This window comes from Altericroceibacterium indicum (assembly GCF_009828105.1).
Classification (GTDB): Bacteria; Pseudomonadota; Alphaproteobacteria; order Sphingomonadales; family Sphingomonadaceae; genus Altericroceibacterium; species Altericroceibacterium indicum.
The window spans coordinates 432,778-449,383 of the sequence record NZ_WTYQ01000001.1; the positions used below are offsets into that span (position 1 = coordinate 432,778).

Consider the following 16,606-nt stretch of genomic DNA (forward strand, 5'->3'; position numbering starts at 1 on the left):
AGCGGGTTATCTTAAAGTTCCGAATGGTGGGCGTAGGAAGAGTTGAACTTCCGACCCCTGCGATGTCAACACAGTGCTCTACCACTGAGCTATACGCCCACTTATTCGTCAGTTCCGGTTTGAACCGGTTGCGGCGATCTAGCGGGGAGCATTATGCTTGGCAAGAGCTAAACGCGCATTAATGCAGCTTCATGCAAAATTTTGCCGACCTGAGATGTTAAGTCTTTGAGGTGGAAGGGTTTTGATAAAATATTTGCATGAGGGGCTTCACGGCTCGCGCGGAGCGAAACAGCCGCGAAGCCGGTGATGAACATCACTTTGGTTCGTGGACTTACTTCTGAACAATATTGTGCAAGCTCGATTCCATCCATTTCCGGCATGACGATGTCGGATAAGAGAAGGTCGAAAAATTCATTTTCCAGCAAAGGAACCGCTTCAGTTCCTTTATCAACCGCCACCACCTCATAGCCGCCTCTCTCCAGCGCCTGCTGCAAATAGGGCCGCATGATATTATCATCTTCGGCGAGCAGAATGCGTTGCATGGGGGGTCCTTGGTTACTTTGATTTCCGAGCGTAATAGTGCCTATAATTGCTTGTTGCGAATTAATCTTGAGAGCTTGGAAGGTGCCCAGCTTTGAAACAGATTGTGCGCAACAGAGATTTTTTGACAGAACAGTCACATCGCGCCAGCTTCTATAAAATCAGGATACTGGGCCAGGAGAGCGATTCGATGCGGCATGATGGTGGACATGTTCCAGGAACGCTTAAATCTGCAGCCTTCAGTTGGAATGAGGGTGGTCAATCGGAAATCCCCGTTCTGATATCTGCGCCTCATGGCGGTAGGGCTTATTCCAGTTCCTTGCGTGATTCGATGCGTTATGCGGACAAGGCAGCTTTGAAGCTTGAAGACCGATATGTCGATCAATTGGCCGCAGCAGTTGCCAAGGTAACCGGAGCCTTGGTGCTGATCGCCCATGCACCACGTGCGATGATTGACCTCAACCGGTCGATCGACGATCTCGATAGTACGATGCTGTCTGATGCAACGCCTAATGTTCTGCGCCGAATCCGTCAGAGCCACCGGGCGCGGAGCGGCTTGGGGCTTATTCCCCGCCGTTTGGGAGAGATAGGCGAAATTTGGAATAGGCCATTGTCCTTCTCAGAGGTGACGGACAGGATCGAAATGATCCACCGGCCATATCATGGTCAGTTGGAAACAATGTTGCGTAAGATACGAGATCGTTGGGGCGCTGCTCTGCTGCTTGACTTGCATTCCATGCCTCCGCTTGGAGTTAAGCATGGTGCATATGCTGCACCTGACTTCGTCATTGGAGACCGATTCGGATCATCTTGTGATCCGCAGTTAAGTGCGAGAGCTTTGTCCCACCTCAGCTCTGAAGGCTGGTTGGTGGCGCATAATCGACCCTATTCTGGCGGTTATGTTCTGGATCGCCATACAGCGCCGCGCGGAGGACTGCATGGATTGCAGCTTGAAATATGCCGCGCGACTTATCTTGATGACGAGTTGAAAGAACTTTCACCACAAGCTGAAACTGTGATTGCAAGTGTCGCCAGCCTTGTGCGGGCGCTGGTGGATGAAGTGATTGTGCTGGGTGGTGGGCATATTCGTCAGGCAGCTGAGTAAATTGACCGACTGAGCCAGATTGCGTGATGCAATGCTTTTGGCTTTCCCCATGAAAAAACCACCTCGTGTAAATACACGAGGTGGCCAAGGTTCAGGGAGGAGGTGCTAGGGTGCACCTATCCGGTAACGCCATGAGGGGAGCGGCGACCGGACAAATCCAAAATAATCATTCGGATTAACACTTCAAGACAGTTCACCAGAAAGTTGCATAAAAGATTTTGTGCAATCAATCTGGTAAACTGTGTGAAATATGTAACTACATGATATTGCTTAGTTTACTTGGGTCTTCGGCAAGTCTGCAGCAGGCTGTGCAGAGGGGCCTTTGCCTTGTTCAACCTGCTTGGCAAAGATGATGCGCATCTGATCAAGCGAGAACAGGTGGGCAAAAATGAGTGGCAGCAGGCCGTTCTGATTCCATGTGCGCAGTTGATCACCACGAACATCACGCAGCTTGTCCTGATTGACCATCTTGAAGCCGCGATAGATGAAGGGCTGTTCTTCCCCATTGCGCTGGATGGCCACTTCGCCGTCCATCAGGAGGTCAGCCTTCTGAAGTTCTTCAACGAAGGACTGCGTGCGCTGACCAGCTTCTTCAAAGCGCTGGCAAAACTGCAGGAGTTCCTGCGTATGTTCTGTCGGCTTTTCTTCAGCGAAAAGCTCTGCGCCTTCCTTGAACTTCCCGACAAGCTTGCTCGATGGGTCGAAGCAAAGTGACATATTGTCAGAATTGCTGTCGAGCTTGGCGAGCAGGAAGGGGTAGCGGCGGGCATAGGCCGGAACGTAGAAGTCGCCGATTGCTTTGCCATCGTCTTCAAAGAAGACATTCACACCTTCATGGAGCCCCAAAAGCGCCAAAGGAACAGGCTTTTCACTGTTCGAGAAAACGATTGGGAAATTGCGCTGTGCGCGGGCGAATTCGTCCACTGTCAGCGGAATCGCGTGTTGACCGGCGATCCATGGTGCCTTGTCGACCGACTTCGCTTTCCATTCCGCGTGGTCGCGGCTGTTGAGCGGCATAAGGTCGTGGTAAAAAAGAGGCAGATTTGATTGCGGCGCACTGGCCATTTTAACTCTCCGCAGATGCTAAAGACTATCGGATTACGCTATACCGATTGGGTAAAGGCCTCACTAGATTGCTTACACTTTGTCCGCAAGCCATACGAGTTTTCCCGGATTCAGCCTCTCCTGTGGATCAAGCGCGCGCTTGATAGAGCGCATCATTTTCAGCGCAACCGGGTCGGCCAATTGTGCCAATTCATCGATCTTGAGCTGACCTATGCCATGTTCGGCGCTGATTGATCCACCCCATTCGGTGACAAGATTGTAAACGAAGGAGCTGATTTTCTTGCCTTCTTTTCTTTCCCATACACCGCGCTCTGCCCCTTTGGGTGCCAACACATGGTAATGCACATTGCCGTCACCAAGGTGCCCAAAAGCGACGCCAACAGTACCGGGGAACTGAGCCTCAACTTGGGGAACGGCTTCAGAAACAAACTGAGCCATTTTGGACACCGGAACGGATATATCATGCTGAACAGCCGGACCAATGGCCCGTTCAGCCGGAGAAATATCTTCGCGAATAGCCCAGAAATCCGCAGCTTGTGTCTCATTTGCAGCGATTGTGGCGTCTTCGACCAGACCCTCTTCAAAAGCTGATTCGAGCAGCTTCGTCGCCAGATCCTGTAATCTGTCAGCAGTGGACGCATCGGCGGTCAGTTCGATGAGGCAATGCCATTCATGCTCTCCTTGAAGTGGGGAGCGGGACTGAGGGGCGTAGTCCAGCACCGCATCGAGGCTGTGTTTGGGCAAAACCTCAAAGCCCTCCAGCGCATCTCCTGCCAGATTATCGGCATGAAGCAGCAGTTTGCGGGCATCGAGAATCGAGGCAACACCAGCCCAGAGCACGGCCCGATCTGCCAGTGCCGGGATGAGCTTGAGCGTGGCCGCTGTCACTATGCCCAGTGTGCCTTCCGAGCCGATCAGCACTTGTTTCAGGTCAAACCCGCGATTGTCTTTCTTTAGTGGAGTGAGGCTGTCAAAAATGCTGCCATCGGCCAGAACAGCTTGCAGGCCAAGAACCTGAGCGCCCATTGAACCGTGGCGTAAAACCTGCGTTCCACCCGCATTGGTTGAAACCAATCCACCGATGGTTGCAGAACCTTTGCCGCCCAAACTCAACGGGAAGCGGAGGTTTTTGCTCTCTGCCATTTCATGCAGGGTCTGCAAAATAACTCCTGCTTCACATGTAACTTCCTTGGCATCTTCATCGAAACGCGTGATCGCGTTCATGCGGCGCAATGAAAGAATAATGGCCGTGCCTGATGTGTCAGGCGTCGCTCCGCCTGACATGCCGCTGTTGCCGCCTTGCGGAACAATGGGAATATCATGCTGCGCGCATAATTTGACAAGTTCCGATACTTCTTGCGTTGAGGCGGGTGATGCCAGGCCCAAAGCCTTGCCGGTAAAGCGGCCGCGCCAATCCGTCAGCCAGGGTTCCATCAGATCAGCATCCTGCGTGAACCCACGGGAGCCAAGAAGCGCATCGGCGGCGCTGAGAAATTCATGATTGTCGTTCATATGGTGCTTTTGCCCGATCCTGAGATACCATGCCAGAGTGGGTATTCGGTTAAATCTGACGCGGTGCGTCATGGTTGGGTGAAGCGTTCTCTTGTCAAGATGAATGGAATTAAGGCATCATTCAATTGAAGAGTTCTAGAAGGGGGCTTGATCGCTTCGATGCGCTGTAATGTGATTTTATCGCTGGATGAATAGTCTTACTGCTCTTCTTGCCTCTGTTGCTATTCTTGCACCTGTTTCAGTTGCGGAACTAGCTTCAGATGATGCTGTTATGGTTGCGCCGCAAGCGCCGCCCTTGAACGATTCGAGCAATCTGACACAGCGTGAACAAAAGCGGCTTTCCCCTGACAGTGATGCTTTCAAACGGTCCGCTCCGCTGGTGGCGGCCTATTCCGAACCGGTCTATCATGACGTGCGGATTGAGCGACGAGTTATCATTCGTATTACACCGACTTCCCCTTCGACGCGTCAGCAAATGCTCGCCCAATTGCCGCGGCGTGAAATGCCTACTCGATTTGAGGAAAAGAAGATCAAGGGCTGTATCCCGATCAAGGATATTGCTGGAACGCAGCCCGCGCATCCCAATCGCTTGCTTCTGTTCATGCACGACCGCCGTGTGTTGAGCGTGGCACTGGAGCGTAACTGCAGTGCGCGCGATTTTTATTCCGGTTTCTATGTCGAGAAAAACAAGGACGGCATGATCTGTTCGGGTCGTGACAGGCTGCAGTCTCGTACTGGGTCGAGTTGCGGTGTGGCCAAGCTCAGCCGTTTGGTTGCGTGGCAGCAATAGTCATTAGTCCCAAGATTTCTTGACTTTTTCGCAGATCAGTTCATAGGCGGCGCATATTGCAGGTGGCGTTTGTGCCACTGATTTCCTTGGTGAATGAACGCCAAAACCGACCCGGACATTACGACGCTTATGAAATTTGCCGATCTCGGCCTGTCTGACAAATTGCTGCAAGCGGTTGAATCCGCTGGCTACACTGAGCCGACACCTATTCAGGCGCAGGCCATCCCTCAGGTCCAGATGATGAAGGACCTCATCGCTATTGCGCAGACGGGCACCGGGAAAACGGCCAGCTTCGTTTTGCCGATGATCGATATCCTTGCCCAGGGCCGTAAGCGTGCGAGAATGCCGCGTTCCCTGATCCTCGCACCGACGCGTGAGCTGGCGATGCAAGTTGCTGATAATTTCGTCCAATATGGCAAGAATCACTCGCTTTCTATGGTGTTGCTGATTGGCGGTGTTCAGATGGGCGATCAGGTCAAGGCGCTGGATGAAGGCGTTGATGTTCTCATCGCCACTCCAGGTCGGCTGATGGATTTGTTCGAACGCGGCAAGATCTTGCTGACCGGTTGTGAATTGCTGGTGATCGATGAAGCGGACCGGATGCTTGACATGGGCTTCATCCCGGACATCGAAAAGATCTGCGAAAAGCTCCCCGCTAACCGTCAGACCTTGCTCTTTTCTGCGACGATGCCTCCGCCGATCAAAAAGCTTGCTGATCGCTTCCTCACCAATCCGAAATATATTGAAATGGCTCGCCCAGCGACGGCTAATATCAATATCGTTCAGCATAAGGTGAAGGTGACACCGCGCAAAAAGCGTGAAGTGCTCCGGCATCTGCTGCGTAATGATGATGTGCAAAATGCGATCATCTTTGCCAATCGCAAAACGACGGTGCGTGAGCTTGCTAAGAGCCTCAAGGGTTCAGGTTTCGCCGTTGGTGAGATCCACGGCGATATGGACCAGTCCAGCCGTATGGCTGAATTGGCTTTGTTCAAAGCCGGTGAAATCAATGTGCTGGTGGCTTCAGATGTCGCAGCACGCGGAATTGACGTCAAAGGTGTGAGCCATGTCTTCAATTTCGATACACCCTGGCATCCGGATGACTATGTGCACCGTATTGGCAGGACAGGCCGTGCGGGGGCAAAGGGCAGGGCATTTACCTTCGTCACTGATTCGGACGAGGAAGCCATTGCCAATGTCGAAAAGCTGACTGGCCTTCCCATCGCAGTTTGGGAATTCGAAGATGGCACCGCGAAGAATGCGGAAAAGCCAGTTGAAGAAAAGCCTAAGCGCAGCTCATCAAGGCGTAAGGCTGCCCCTCAGAAAACTGAGGAAACGGCATCTGATCCGGTGGAGGCTAAGGCCGCTGCTACCCCCAAGCGTGCTGCTGCACGGTCAGCCCCTGCGTCTAAAGAGCCACAATCGTCCAAGCGTCGCCCGCGTGAACAGGCAATCCCTCAGGAAATGGGCGTCCATGGTGATTGGTGTGGGCCAATCCCTGAATTCCTGCATGTTTCGGCAATTGTCGTCTGACGCAAATATTTTGATATTCATAAAAAGGGGCAGCTCCGATGGATCTGCCCCTTTTTGCTGTGTCGAGTTCACCCGTTCGGGCCGTCATGCCAGTTTGACAAAACTGTCCAGCAGCCGTTTGCGTCCAGTATTATCGAATTCGATTTCCAATCTGTTACCTTCTTGGCCCATCACTTCACCATAGCCAAACTTGTCGTGAAACACGCGGTCTCCGATCTTGATATCGGTGCGCGGCTTGGCAGCGAAGCTGGCAGCGCTACGGCCACTTTCCTTCAGGCGTTTGGGGGCTGAATCGTAACCACTTGTCAAAGCGCGTTGCCAGCCGGGGCCGCGGTTTCCGGCTCTGTCCGGCCTGTTCTGCGCGACATTGGCGAAAGGGTCTTCCTGTTCGCTCCAATTCGCGCGCCATAGTGAAGCCCCGCCGGTTAATGTGGTCTCCTGCTGAATATGGACTTCTGGCAATTCCTGGATGAAGCGGGATGGAATGGAACTCGTCCATTGCCCATAGATCCTGCGGTTGGAAGCGTGAAGAATAGTGCAACGTCGCTTTGCGCGGGTGATTGCGACATAGGCCAGACGGCGCTCTTCTTCGAGGCTGGCAAGTCCGCCTTCATCCAGTGCACGCTGCGATGGAAAAACGCCTTCTTCCCAGCCAGGAAGAAAGACGTGGTTAAATTCCAGACCCTTGGCTGCGTGCATGGTCATGATTGTGATTTTTTCCTCGTCGCCAGTTGCATCATTGTCCATCACAAGGCTGACATGCTCGAGGAATTCACCCAGGTTCTGATATTCTTCCATTGCCCGGGCAAGTTCGGTCAGGTTTTCGATCCGCCCGGCACTTTCGCTGGAGCGGTCCGCCTGAAGCATCTGACTATAGCCGGATTCTTCCAGTACGGTTCGCAGAAGCTCTGACGGAGGTATCGTTTCCGACATTTCACGCCAGCGCAGGAAATCACCCATCAGGGCAATGACGGTGTTTTTTGCGCGTGCCGGAAGCTCATCCGTATCCGCCAGATCAAGCGCGGCGGCGGCCAGCGGTTGTCCTACACGGCGCGAATGCTGGTGCATTTTCTCGAGCGTTTTAGCACCAAGGCCCCGCTTGGGCTGATTGTAAATGCGCTCAAACGCCAGATCATCCTGTGGCTGGGCTATGACACGCAGATAGGCGAGGGCATCACGGATTTCTGCACGCTCATAAAAACGAAAACCACCAATAATCCGATAGTTAAGGCCGATTTGTATGAAACGATCTTCGAATTCACGTGTTTGATACTGGGCGCGAACGAGGATCGCGATTTCATCCAGTGGAGCGCCTTCACGCTCAAGCCTTTCAATTTCTTCACCCAGGCGCCGGGCCTCTTCAGGTGCATCCCACACACCGATCACTCGCACCTGATCCCCGCCGTCAAATTCGGTCCAGAGTGTTTTGCCAAGGCGCTGGCTATTCTCAGCGATCAGCCCAGAGGCCGCGCCCAGAATATGCGGGGTGGAACGGTAATTTTGTTCAAGCCGGATAACTTTGGCACCCGGAAAATCCTTTTCAAACCGCAGGATATTGGCAACTTCTGCGCCGCGCCATGAATAGATTGACTGGTCATCATCGCCCACTACGCAGATGTTTTTACGGCTCTGCGCTAAGAGGCGCAGCCATAAATACTGGACGCCATTGGTGTCCTGATACTCGTCCACCATGACATATTTGAATCTCTCCTGATATTGTTCAAGAACATCCCGGCTATTTCGAAAAATATTCAGAACATGCAGAAGTAAGTCACCGAAATCACAGGCATTCAGTGCGATCAGACGATCCTGATATTGCCGATACATCCTGAGGCCTTGCCCATTGGCATAGGCTTCGTTTTCGATAGCATCGAGATCCCCAGGATTGAGGCCACGGTTCTTCCAACGGTCAATCAGCCGAGCCAATTCGCGCGCGGGGAAACGCTTTTCGTCAATCCCGTTCTCGGCGATCAATTGTTTCAGCAGGCGCTGCTGATCATCCATGTCGATAATTGTATAATTGGCTTCCAGACCAACCAGTTCTGCATGGCGGCGCAACATTTTGGCACAAATGGAATGGAAGGTGCCAAGCCAGGGCATTCCTTCCACTGCATCCCCAATCAATTCGCCAACCCGGTGGCGCATTTCTTTTGCAGCACGATTGGTGAAGGTCACGCATAATATCTGGCTGGGCCATGCCAGCCCTTCACGGATCATATAGGCAAGCCGCGCGGTGAGCGCCGCTGTTTTGCCGGTCCCGGCTCCTGCCAGCATCAGGACAGGGCCTTCAGTGGTCATCACAGCTTCGCGTTGCGGATCGTTCAAGCCGGCAAGCCAAGCAGGTGGAGAGTCTGCGGGCGAAAGGGCTGAGGGCGTGTCGTTTTTGGGCAGGTGCTTATTCACATGCGAACAGTTAGGGAACATCGCCAATGGACGCAAGAGTGCTCGGGGAACCGGCCATGTCTAATCTCGTTGTGATGGTGAAATCAGTTCGAGAGGAGTTTTTATGCGTAATCTCATACTCGCCGCCGCCGGGGCCATGGTCCTCAGTGCAACTCCAGCAATGGCTCAACAAGCCCAGCCGGATGGCGCCAGCCAGCCAGTTGAAGAAACTGTTATCACCGAAACCACTTACGAAACTGAGCCAGCCGCCAGAATGGTATCTGAACCTGTTATTCAGGCAGTTCCGGCACCTGTTCAACCCGCTTCGGGTCAGTATCCGATATGCGGTAAGAATCAGACCGATGGATGTATTCAGCCCCGCGCAGCAGGTAAGAATTATGGCAATCGTCCGCTTGATTATTGGCCGGGGGAACCTGCCAGCAGCATGAAGAACAAGCCTCCTCAACAGTAAATGAGCGGCTTGCGGGGCGCTTAGCTGGCCGGGCTTTCTTGTGTCCGGCCAGATATTCCGTTCAAGTTAATGAGTGAGAAGGGGCGTTCAGCTTTAGCTGGCGCCCTTTTTCCGTAAAGCGGCATCCCTTGTCACCGCACAACTTGACAAGTTTCCCTGTGCGGCGCAGCCGAGCTTCCCAAAGAGGGGGAAGTCTTGTGTCACCAATCAAGCAACATCGTCGCATTTTAGCCGCATCCCTGGTGGGAACGGCGGTCGAATTTTATGACTTTTATGTCTATGCAACGGCTGCCGCTTTGGTGCTTGGCCCGCTTTTCTTTCCTGCCGAAAGCGCATCCGCGCAATTATTGCTGAGTTTGATGAGCTTTGGCCTGGCATTCGTTGCCAGACCTGTAGGCGCGATCGCTTTTGGTCATTTCGGTGACAGAATCGGCCGCAAATCAACTTTGGTGGTTTCGCTGATGCTGATGGGCATATCGACTTTGCTCATCGCTTTTCTGCCCACGTATCATATGACTTTGCCTAACGGACAACAGGTTTGTTGGGTTGCGCCCTTTCTTTTGTGTATTCTGCGCTTTGGCCAAGGTTTCGGACTTGGTGGCGAATGGGGCGGGGCGGCGCTTCTGGCGGTAGAGAACGCACCCAAAGGCTGGGAGGCGCGCTTTGGCGCTGCGCCACAGCTTGGTGCACCAGTCGGCTTTCTGGCCGCCAATGGTCTGTATCTTTTGCTCGGCTTATGGCTGAGTGAGGCTGATTTCTTTGCCTGGGGGTGGCGAGTCCCATTCTTGCTAAGCGCTATTTTGGTAGGCCTTGGGCTTTGGGTCCGCTTGCGGATTGGTGAAACGCAGGCCTTTGCTCAAGCATTGGATGACGCCCCACCGCCATCGCTGCCTATCAGTGATATTTTGCGTGGGCATGGTGTGCGGCTGATTGCAGGTGGCGCAGGCGTGATCGCCTGCTTTGCAATCTTCTACCTCTCAACAGCCTTTGCGCTGGGTCACATGACCACGGCTCGCGGTGTGGATCGTGAGACAATGCTGGCGTTGCAATTAGGGGCTAATCTGTTTCTTGCGCTGGGGATTGTGGTGGCCGCGATCCGAGGGGATTTTACGAGCAGCAAAGCCGTTTTGATGTGGGGTGCGCTAGGCACGGTTGCGCTTGGTTTCATCTTCGGCCCAGCGATTGCCGAAGGTTCCTTACCGGTTGTTTTTGTAACCTTGTGTGTCGCGCTCTTCATAATGGGGCTGGTGTATGGTCCGCTTGGCTCCTGGCTGCCGACATTGTTCCCGGTCACCCTGCGTTATACCGGCATCTCCATCGCCTTTAATGGCGGCGGGATTATTGGTGGGGCAGTGGCCCCCATCGCCGCTCAGATGCTGAGCGGCGCGGGCGGCACTTCAATGGTCGGACTTTTCCTGAGCGCTGCCGGAGCGGTAACGCTGCTGGGCGTATTCCTCGGAAAAGAAACTAAACCGAAGCCTTACGCAGCAGTGTGATCTTGGCTTTGCCGACTTTACGCTCTGCTTCCAGTTCGAGCGTTTTGACTTTCACATCTTCATTATGTGCAGTTTCGAGCGCGATCCAGCAGGACGGTGCAATCCATCCCAGCCGATCGAGTTTCTCAAGTGCGACAATGCCCGCTCCTGTATGATAGGGTGGGTCGAGCAGTATCAGGTCTGGCACAGCGCCTTTTGCTGGACCCAAGGCCATCACGGAAGATGCACGAACATCACATGCCTGCTGGGCCCGCATGGATGCGATATTTTCGCGTAAGGTGCGAATAGCTGCAGCGTCATTTTCAACAAAAAGGCAATGTGCTGCCCCGCGTGATAAAGCTTCAAGGCCGAGTGCACCCGATCCGGCGAACAGATCTGCCACTCTCAGATCTTCAAAAGTTCCAAGGCGGCTAAGGAGCATGGAAAAGAGCGTTTCCCGCGTGCGGTCGGCCGTGGGCCGGGTCGATTCCCCTGCAGGTGCGCGCAGGGGGCGTTTCCGCCATTCGCCAGCAATAATTCTCATATCGCTTCACCGCGCTTCAATTGTTTGCGCAACCGCTCAACATCAGCCTGTTTGACTTCTACCGCTGACCCACGGCGCAAATCGGCCAGCTCAAAGGGACCGTAAGACGTGCGGAGCAGGCGGGAGACCTGAAGGCCGAGATGTTCAAGCACGCGGCGGACTTCACGGTTTTTACCTTCCGTCAGTGTGAGTTCTATCCACTGGTTGCGCCCGGTGCTGCGCTCCATATTCGCATCGATACGGCTATAATGCATGCCGTCGATAGTGACGCCATCCATCAACTCTTCAAGCTGGGCCTGCGTCACATCGCCAAAGGCACGGGCGCGATAGGTGCGCGGAATACCCGAGGAAGGCAATTCAAGTGCACGTTTCAACTCTCCATCATTGGTGAGCAGCAACAGGCCTTCGGTGTTGATATCAAGGCGGCCGACAGGCATCACGCGTGGCGTCCCCTTGGGCAAGGCATTTATCAGGGCCGAATAAATTGTCGGGCGCCCGGCAGGGTCACGCTCAGCCGTGATCAGGCCCGATGGCTTATGGAAGCAAAAAAGCCTTGCAGGTTCTGCCCTGGCAACAGGTTTGCCATCCACCGTTACACCGCGCAGGTCGGGCAGAATCGTTGCCGGAGTTTCCAGCACGGCCCCATTCAACGCAACGCGCCGTGCTTCAATCATACGCTCCACTTCACGCCGACTGGCGACACCAGCACGTGCGAGGAGCTTGGCGATGCGTTCGCCTTCTGGACGGTCACCGCCCTTTTTACCATTAACAGCCATAGGCTGCCCATAGCGCCGGTTTGGCAATGGTGGAAGCAGTGGATAGTTGACTCCGTCAAGTTTTAGCGAGATGGGGTGCATCATGAACCATGATCTTGACGTATCGATTGCGCAAATTCGCAATTTCAACCGCTATTACACCCAATTGATTGGTGCGTTGAATGCAGACTTCCTAGGCTCGGAACTGACAATGCCCGAAGCGCGTCTGTTGTATGAAATTGTCAGCAGCGAGCCGGTCAGTGCAACGGTTCTGCAAGATCGTTTGGGAATGGACGCTGGATATCTCAGCCGGATCATCGCCCGATTTGAAAAACGTGGCTGGATTGTCAGAGGGCGAGGTGAGGATGCTCGCGCTCGTCCTATTAGCCTGACACAAGATGGGGCTGAACTTTTTGCGCGTGTCGATGTCCGGCAGCGCGATGCTCTGGCGCAGCTTGTCAGCGAGTTGGATCGCGGGGAACGAGAAGACCTGGTCCGCTCCATGGCACGCGTACGCTTGTATTTGTCACCTGATTTGGCCCCCGGGGACGTGAGGATTCGTAATTTTCGCAGTGGTGATCTTGGCTGGATGATACAGCGTCAGGCGCAGTTTTATGATGCCCATTATGGCTGGGGCTTGCAGCTTGAGGCAACGGCGGCAGAAATTGTGACCAACTTTGTACGGCAATATGATCCGGCCCGTTCCCATTGCTGGATTGCCGAACTTGATGGTGTGATGGCCGGCTCTCTTATGTTGTCTGATGAAGGGGAAGATTTAGCGCGCCTGCGCCTCGTATTTGTTGAGCCGTTTGCGCGAAAGCGCGGGATTGCAGACCAATTGCTGGCTGAGGCGACCAGCTTTGCGCAAAATGCCGGGCACCGGGGGATCAGGCTTTGGACCCATACCGTGCTCGACGCTGCACGCCGTCTTTATGCAAGACATGAGTTTGTGCAGGTCAACACCGCGACACATTATGAATTTGGTGAGCCGGTGGAGGGCGAGACATGGGAATTGCGCTTTTCCGATTGTGGCAGCAAGGGGCAGAGCAAATGAGCCAAGCATTATTGACATCCCGAATGGCCACGATGGCGGATGTGCCCGCTCTTTCCGAGTTAATGCAGCTTTCCATAGCAACGCTGCAAAAAGGCTTTCTGACGGAAGAGCAAATTGGCGCTAGCCGCGCGGTGATGGGGCTGGATACCCAGCTTGTCCGTGACGGGACATATTTCATGATTGAAGAACAAGGGCGACTGGCTGGTTGTGGCGGGTGGAGCCGTCGGGCAACACTCTATGGCGGTGATCACAGTACCAGCCTGCGCGATCCGGAGTTGCTCGATCCAGCCAAGGATGCCGCAAGAGTGCGCGCGATGTATACCCACCCCAATTTCGCGAGACGGGGCGTGGGGAGGCTGATTCTATCCCTGTGCGAAGCTGCTGCGATACAGGATGGTTTTGCCCGTGCGGAGATGATGGCAACCCTGAGCGGGAAACCCCTTTACGTGGCATGTGGGTACACACCGATTGAGACCATCGAAGCGGACGTAGATGGTATCAAAGTCCCTTTGGTACGGATGGGCAAGGTTCTGGAAGCCACAAAGGCTTCGGTCTGAACGCATGTATTTTCAGAGAGAGAGGCGATACATCCGGGCATAATCCGGATGGCTGAGTAACCAAGACCTTCCCATTATGCGCCGATAAGCTAGGTTCGCGCGAAAATACGTTAAATAAGGTTGCTTTATGGTCGATACGACAGTCGAGAATGAACGCGCACGAAATGGGCTGCAGCCCTATCTGGAGAAGGAATCGCTCGCGTCGTTTTTTCTTGGTATTTCATCGGGCTTCCCGTTTGCTCTGATCGCTGCGACGCTGACAACGCGTCTGGCGCAGGACGGGATCGAAAAATCGACGATCACAGCGTTTAGTTTGGCCTTTCTGGTCTATAATCTGAAATTCCTGTGGGCCTGGATTGTGGACGGCGTGAAGCTGCCCATCATCGGCAGATTGGGGCAGCGTGTCTCGTGGATGCTGGTGCTTGGACTGTTTGTCATTGCAGCCGTTGTCAATCTCGCCCTGGCAGATCCCAAGAGCGATATCATCTGGACTGCCACTTGCGCTGTGTTGGTCGGCGTGGCCGGGGCGAGTTTTGACATCGTTATCGACGCCTATCGTATTGAAACGCTGAAGCCCTATCAACTCGGAACGGGTTCTGGGATGAGTCAATATGGATGGCGAATTGGTGCAGCCGCAGCCGGCGGAGTAGCCCTTGTGGTGGCTAGCCGCTTTGGTTGGGAAGCTGCCTATATTGCCTGCGCTGGCTTTGCTCTTCCAGCGATGCTGACTGCCCTTATTCTGGGTGAACCGGAACGGCGGAAAGTGGTTATTGAAAAGCGCAGTCTGATTGACAGCTGGCGCGCTATCACCGGCCCGTTTGCTGAGTTTTTCAAGCGGAAGGGGGCATTCCTCGTTCTGCTTTTCATTCTCGTCCATAAAATTGGCGATACGCTGGCCAATTTGACCTTTCGCCTGCTGTTTGATGATCTAGGATTTTCGAACGATGAAATTGCGATCTACGATATCGGTGTAGGTTTCTGGGCTTTGATTGTGGGTGTATTCGTGGGCGGGGTGGTTTATTCCAAGCTTGGCCTCAAACGGTCCGTCCTGATTGCCCTGATCTTGATGGGTATTTCGAACCTCAGCTTCGCTTTGCTCGCCGCAGCAGGGCATAGCAATATTGGTATGGCAAGCGCGATTGGGTTTGAGAATTTCGCCAGTGGCTATGGCGGTGTTGTTGTCGTCGCCTATTTCTCGGCTCTGTGTGACCTACGGTTCACCGCCGCACAATATGCGCTGATCAGCGCTGGTGCGAGTGTGGTGGGAAGGTTTCTGACCGGGACGACCGCAGGAGCGCTGATCGAGCATTTCGGTTATACTAACTTTTATATTCTCACCACCATACTCGCCTTGCCGGGCATTGTGTTGTTCTGGTGGATGATGCGCAGCGGGCTTGTGGATGCCGCTATGGGAACTGCCGGTGAAATAGGCGAAGGAGACGCGCGCTCTGATCCCTAAGGTGAGAGAACATGAACCGCAGAGCGTTTAGCTCTGCGGTTTTGTAGCGCGTTAGTCCGGCAATTCGCCATTTGCCTTGAGGACTTTGCCTGCCAGGTAGAGCGAACCACCGATCAATACGGGCACTCCATCTGCCGGCAAATTTGCCAGTGCAGTGGCAATATCAGGAGCACTTCTGGCTGTGTCGCCAAAGGCTTCGGCCGGGTGATGAGGGCTGCCTTCGATGGGAACCGCAGTGAGGCTCAATAATGACCCGGCAAGTGGTTCGATAAGGGCTTGCGGGTCTTTGTTGTCCAGCATCCCAATAACGAGATGGAGAGGCCGGGCTTTGAAATGTCGGGCTATCGCCTGACCTGCATCCGGGTTGTGGCCACCATCAAGCCACACTTCCCGTGCGCCTGCATATTGGGTGAGCGGGCCGGAACTGAGCTTTTGCAAGCGCGCTGGCCACCGCGCAGCACGAATGCCTTCTGCGATGGAAGTCGCGTTGACGCTCACCCTATCCTGATGACGAAGCATGGACACGGCAAGCGCTGCATTATCTGCTTGATGAACGCCCGGCATATGGGGCGGTAAGGGAAGGGTGAGCGTCCCAAATCGATCACGATATTCGATTGTCTCACCGATATTCGCCCACCAGTCTTCACCTCGAACATGCAAGGGAGCCCCAGCCAGGCCTGCAATACGCTCAACCTCCAGTCGTGCTGCTTCCGGGTAACTCTGTGTCACCAAGGGAACACCGGGCCTTGCAATCCCTGCTTTTTCAAAAGCGATGCGAGCCAGCGGGCTTTCCGGAGTGCCTTCTTCCGGGCGAAGAAGAAATGCTTCGTGATCGATTCCCAGCGTGGCGATGCCACAAGCTGCGGGATGTTCCAGAACATTGGTGGCGTCAAACCGGCCACCAAGGCCCACTTCAATCACGCAGACATCGGCTGGAACGCGAGAGAAGGCCAGAAAAATCGCAGCGGTGGTGACTTCGAAAAAGCTGGGATGCAGATCCTCTGCAGTGTCGAGCACTTCTTTCAGAAGATCTGCCAGCATTTGATCTTCGATCAGGTGACCGGCCAGCCGGATACGCTCATTATATCGTACCAGATGCGGTTTTGTCGCGCTGTGGACGGTAAGCCCTTCGGCTTCCAGAATCATCCGCAGATAGGTGCAAGTCGAGCCTTTGCCATTCGTGCCAGCGACGTGGAAGACGGGCGGCAATCGCTTTTGCGGATTGTCCAGTCGCTCCAGTATCTCGGTGATCGTTTCCAGCCCAAATCGGCCTTGCGGCAGAGTGAGCGCAGCCAGGCGGTCAAGCTGAGCCTGAACCGCCGGGCTTTCCGAAGTGGCGAAGTCTTTCACTGATGGTTGACCT

Annotated in this window: 15 protein-coding genes and 1 tRNA gene; 8 read left to right on the plus strand and 8 right to left on the minus strand. The window is 54.2% G+C overall.

Annotated features, from left to right (window positions below; translation table 11 throughout):
* Nucleotides 1-24 precede the first annotated feature (24 nt).
* Nucleotides 25-99: transfer RNA gene (locus tag GRI39_RS02185), tRNA-Val, on the minus strand.
* Nucleotides 100-167: 68 nt separating this feature from the next.
* Entirely contained in the window at nucleotides 168-542 is a 375-nt protein-coding gene (locus GRI39_RS02190) for a response regulator (RefSeq protein ID WP_160738049.1), read from the minus strand.
* Between the two features lie 188 nt (nucleotides 543-730).
* Between GRI39_RS02190 and GRI39_RS02195 the strand changes: the two genes are divergently transcribed.
* Nucleotides 731-1,645, plus strand: a complete 915-nt coding sequence (locus GRI39_RS02195) for an N-formylglutamate amidohydrolase (protein WP_160738575.1) — start codon at nucleotides 731-733, stop codon at nucleotides 1,643-1,645.
* A 270-nt stretch (nucleotides 1,646-1,915) separates the two neighbouring features.
* On the opposite strand, the gene GRI39_RS02200 is transcribed toward GRI39_RS02195, so the two are convergent.
* Together GRI39_RS02200 and GRI39_RS02205 are read right to left on the minus strand one after the other, a co-directional pair.
* A complete protein-coding gene (locus tag GRI39_RS02200) occupies nucleotides 1,916-2,710 on the minus strand; it encodes a SapC family protein (protein ID WP_160738050.1) in 795 nt (264 codons plus the stop codon).
* 72 nt (nucleotides 2,711-2,782) lie between these two features.
* A complete protein-coding gene (locus GRI39_RS02205) occupies nucleotides 2,783-4,222 on the minus strand; it encodes an FAD-binding oxidoreductase (RefSeq protein WP_160738051.1) in 1,440 nt (479 codons plus the stop codon).
* 187 nt (nucleotides 4,223-4,409) lie between these two features.
* Here GRI39_RS02205 and GRI39_RS02210 point away from each other — a divergent pair, with 187 nt between their 5' ends.
* Together GRI39_RS02210 and GRI39_RS02215 are read left to right on the plus strand one after the other, a co-directional pair.
* A complete protein-coding gene (locus GRI39_RS02210; protein WP_160738052.1) occupies nucleotides 4,410-5,012 on the plus strand; it encodes a hypothetical protein in 603 nt (200 codons plus the stop codon).
* A gap of 129 nt (nucleotides 5,013-5,141) precedes the next feature.
* A complete protein-coding gene (locus tag GRI39_RS02215; protein ID WP_160738576.1) occupies nucleotides 5,142-6,545 on the plus strand; it encodes a DEAD/DEAH box helicase in 1,404 nt (467 codons plus the stop codon).
* 84 nt (nucleotides 6,546-6,629) lie between these two features.
* On the opposite strand, the gene GRI39_RS02220 is transcribed toward GRI39_RS02215, so the two are convergent.
* A complete protein-coding gene (locus GRI39_RS02220) occupies nucleotides 6,630-8,969 on the minus strand; it encodes an ATP-dependent helicase (protein WP_160738053.1) in 2,340 nt (779 codons plus the stop codon).
* An 82-nt stretch (nucleotides 8,970-9,051) separates the two neighbouring features.
* Between GRI39_RS02220 and GRI39_RS02225 the strand changes: the two genes are divergently transcribed.
* Both GRI39_RS02225 and GRI39_RS02230 read left to right on the plus strand, forming a co-directional pair.
* A complete protein-coding gene (locus GRI39_RS02225; RefSeq protein WP_160738054.1) occupies nucleotides 9,052-9,399 on the plus strand; it encodes a hypothetical protein in 348 nt (115 codons plus the stop codon).
* Nucleotides 9,400-9,596: 197 nt separating this feature from the next.
* Nucleotides 9,597-10,895 (plus strand): MFS transporter, encoded by a 1,299-nt coding sequence (locus tag GRI39_RS02230; protein ID WP_160738055.1) that lies wholly within the window; start codon nucleotides 9,597-9,599, stop codon nucleotides 10,893-10,895.
* Here the strand turns inward: GRI39_RS02230 and rsmD are convergent.
* Both rsmD and GRI39_RS02240 read right to left on the minus strand, forming a co-directional pair.
* A complete protein-coding gene (gene rsmD / locus GRI39_RS02235; protein WP_160738056.1) occupies nucleotides 10,867-11,418 on the minus strand; it encodes a 16S rRNA (guanine(966)-N(2))-methyltransferase RsmD in 552 nt (183 codons plus the stop codon). The two genes, GRI39_RS02230 and rsmD, sit on opposite strands and share 29 nt — an antisense overlap.
* Complete coding sequence (locus GRI39_RS02240) at nucleotides 11,415-12,194, minus strand: pseudouridine synthase (protein ID WP_160738577.1); 780 nt, start codon at nucleotides 12,192-12,194, stop codon at nucleotides 11,415-11,417. Before GRI39_RS02240 ends, rsmD begins: the two co-directional genes overlap by 4 nt.
* A gap of 82 nt (nucleotides 12,195-12,276) precedes the next feature.
* Between GRI39_RS02240 and GRI39_RS02245 the strand changes: the two genes are divergently transcribed.
* The 3 genes from GRI39_RS02245 to GRI39_RS02255 all read left to right on the plus strand — a co-directional run bounded on the left by GRI39_RS02245 (nucleotide 12,277) and on the right by GRI39_RS02255 (nucleotide 15,243).
* Entirely contained in the window at nucleotides 12,277-13,227 is a 951-nt protein-coding gene (locus GRI39_RS02245) for a bifunctional helix-turn-helix transcriptional regulator/GNAT family N-acetyltransferase (RefSeq protein WP_160738057.1), read from the plus strand.
* Nucleotides 13,224-13,784, plus strand: a complete 561-nt coding sequence (locus GRI39_RS02250; protein WP_160738058.1) for a GNAT family N-acetyltransferase — start codon at nucleotides 13,224-13,226, stop codon at nucleotides 13,782-13,784. Before GRI39_RS02245 ends, GRI39_RS02250 begins: the two co-directional genes overlap by 4 nt.
* Nucleotides 13,785-13,911: 127 nt before the next feature.
* On the plus strand, nucleotides 13,912-15,243 hold the full coding sequence (locus GRI39_RS02255) for an AmpG family muropeptide MFS transporter (protein WP_160738059.1): 1,332 nt from the start codon (nucleotides 13,912-13,914) through the stop codon (nucleotides 15,241-15,243).
* A gap of 51 nt (nucleotides 15,244-15,294) precedes the next feature.
* Here GRI39_RS02255 and GRI39_RS02260 read toward each other — a convergent pair whose 3' ends face one another.
* Nucleotides 15,295-16,593: a folylpolyglutamate synthase/dihydrofolate synthase family protein gene (locus GRI39_RS02260; protein WP_160738060.1), complete on the minus strand. Its 1,299-nt coding sequence runs from the start codon at nucleotides 16,591-16,593 to the stop codon at nucleotides 15,295-15,297.
* Between the last annotated feature and the right edge of the window lie 13 nt (nucleotides 16,594-16,606).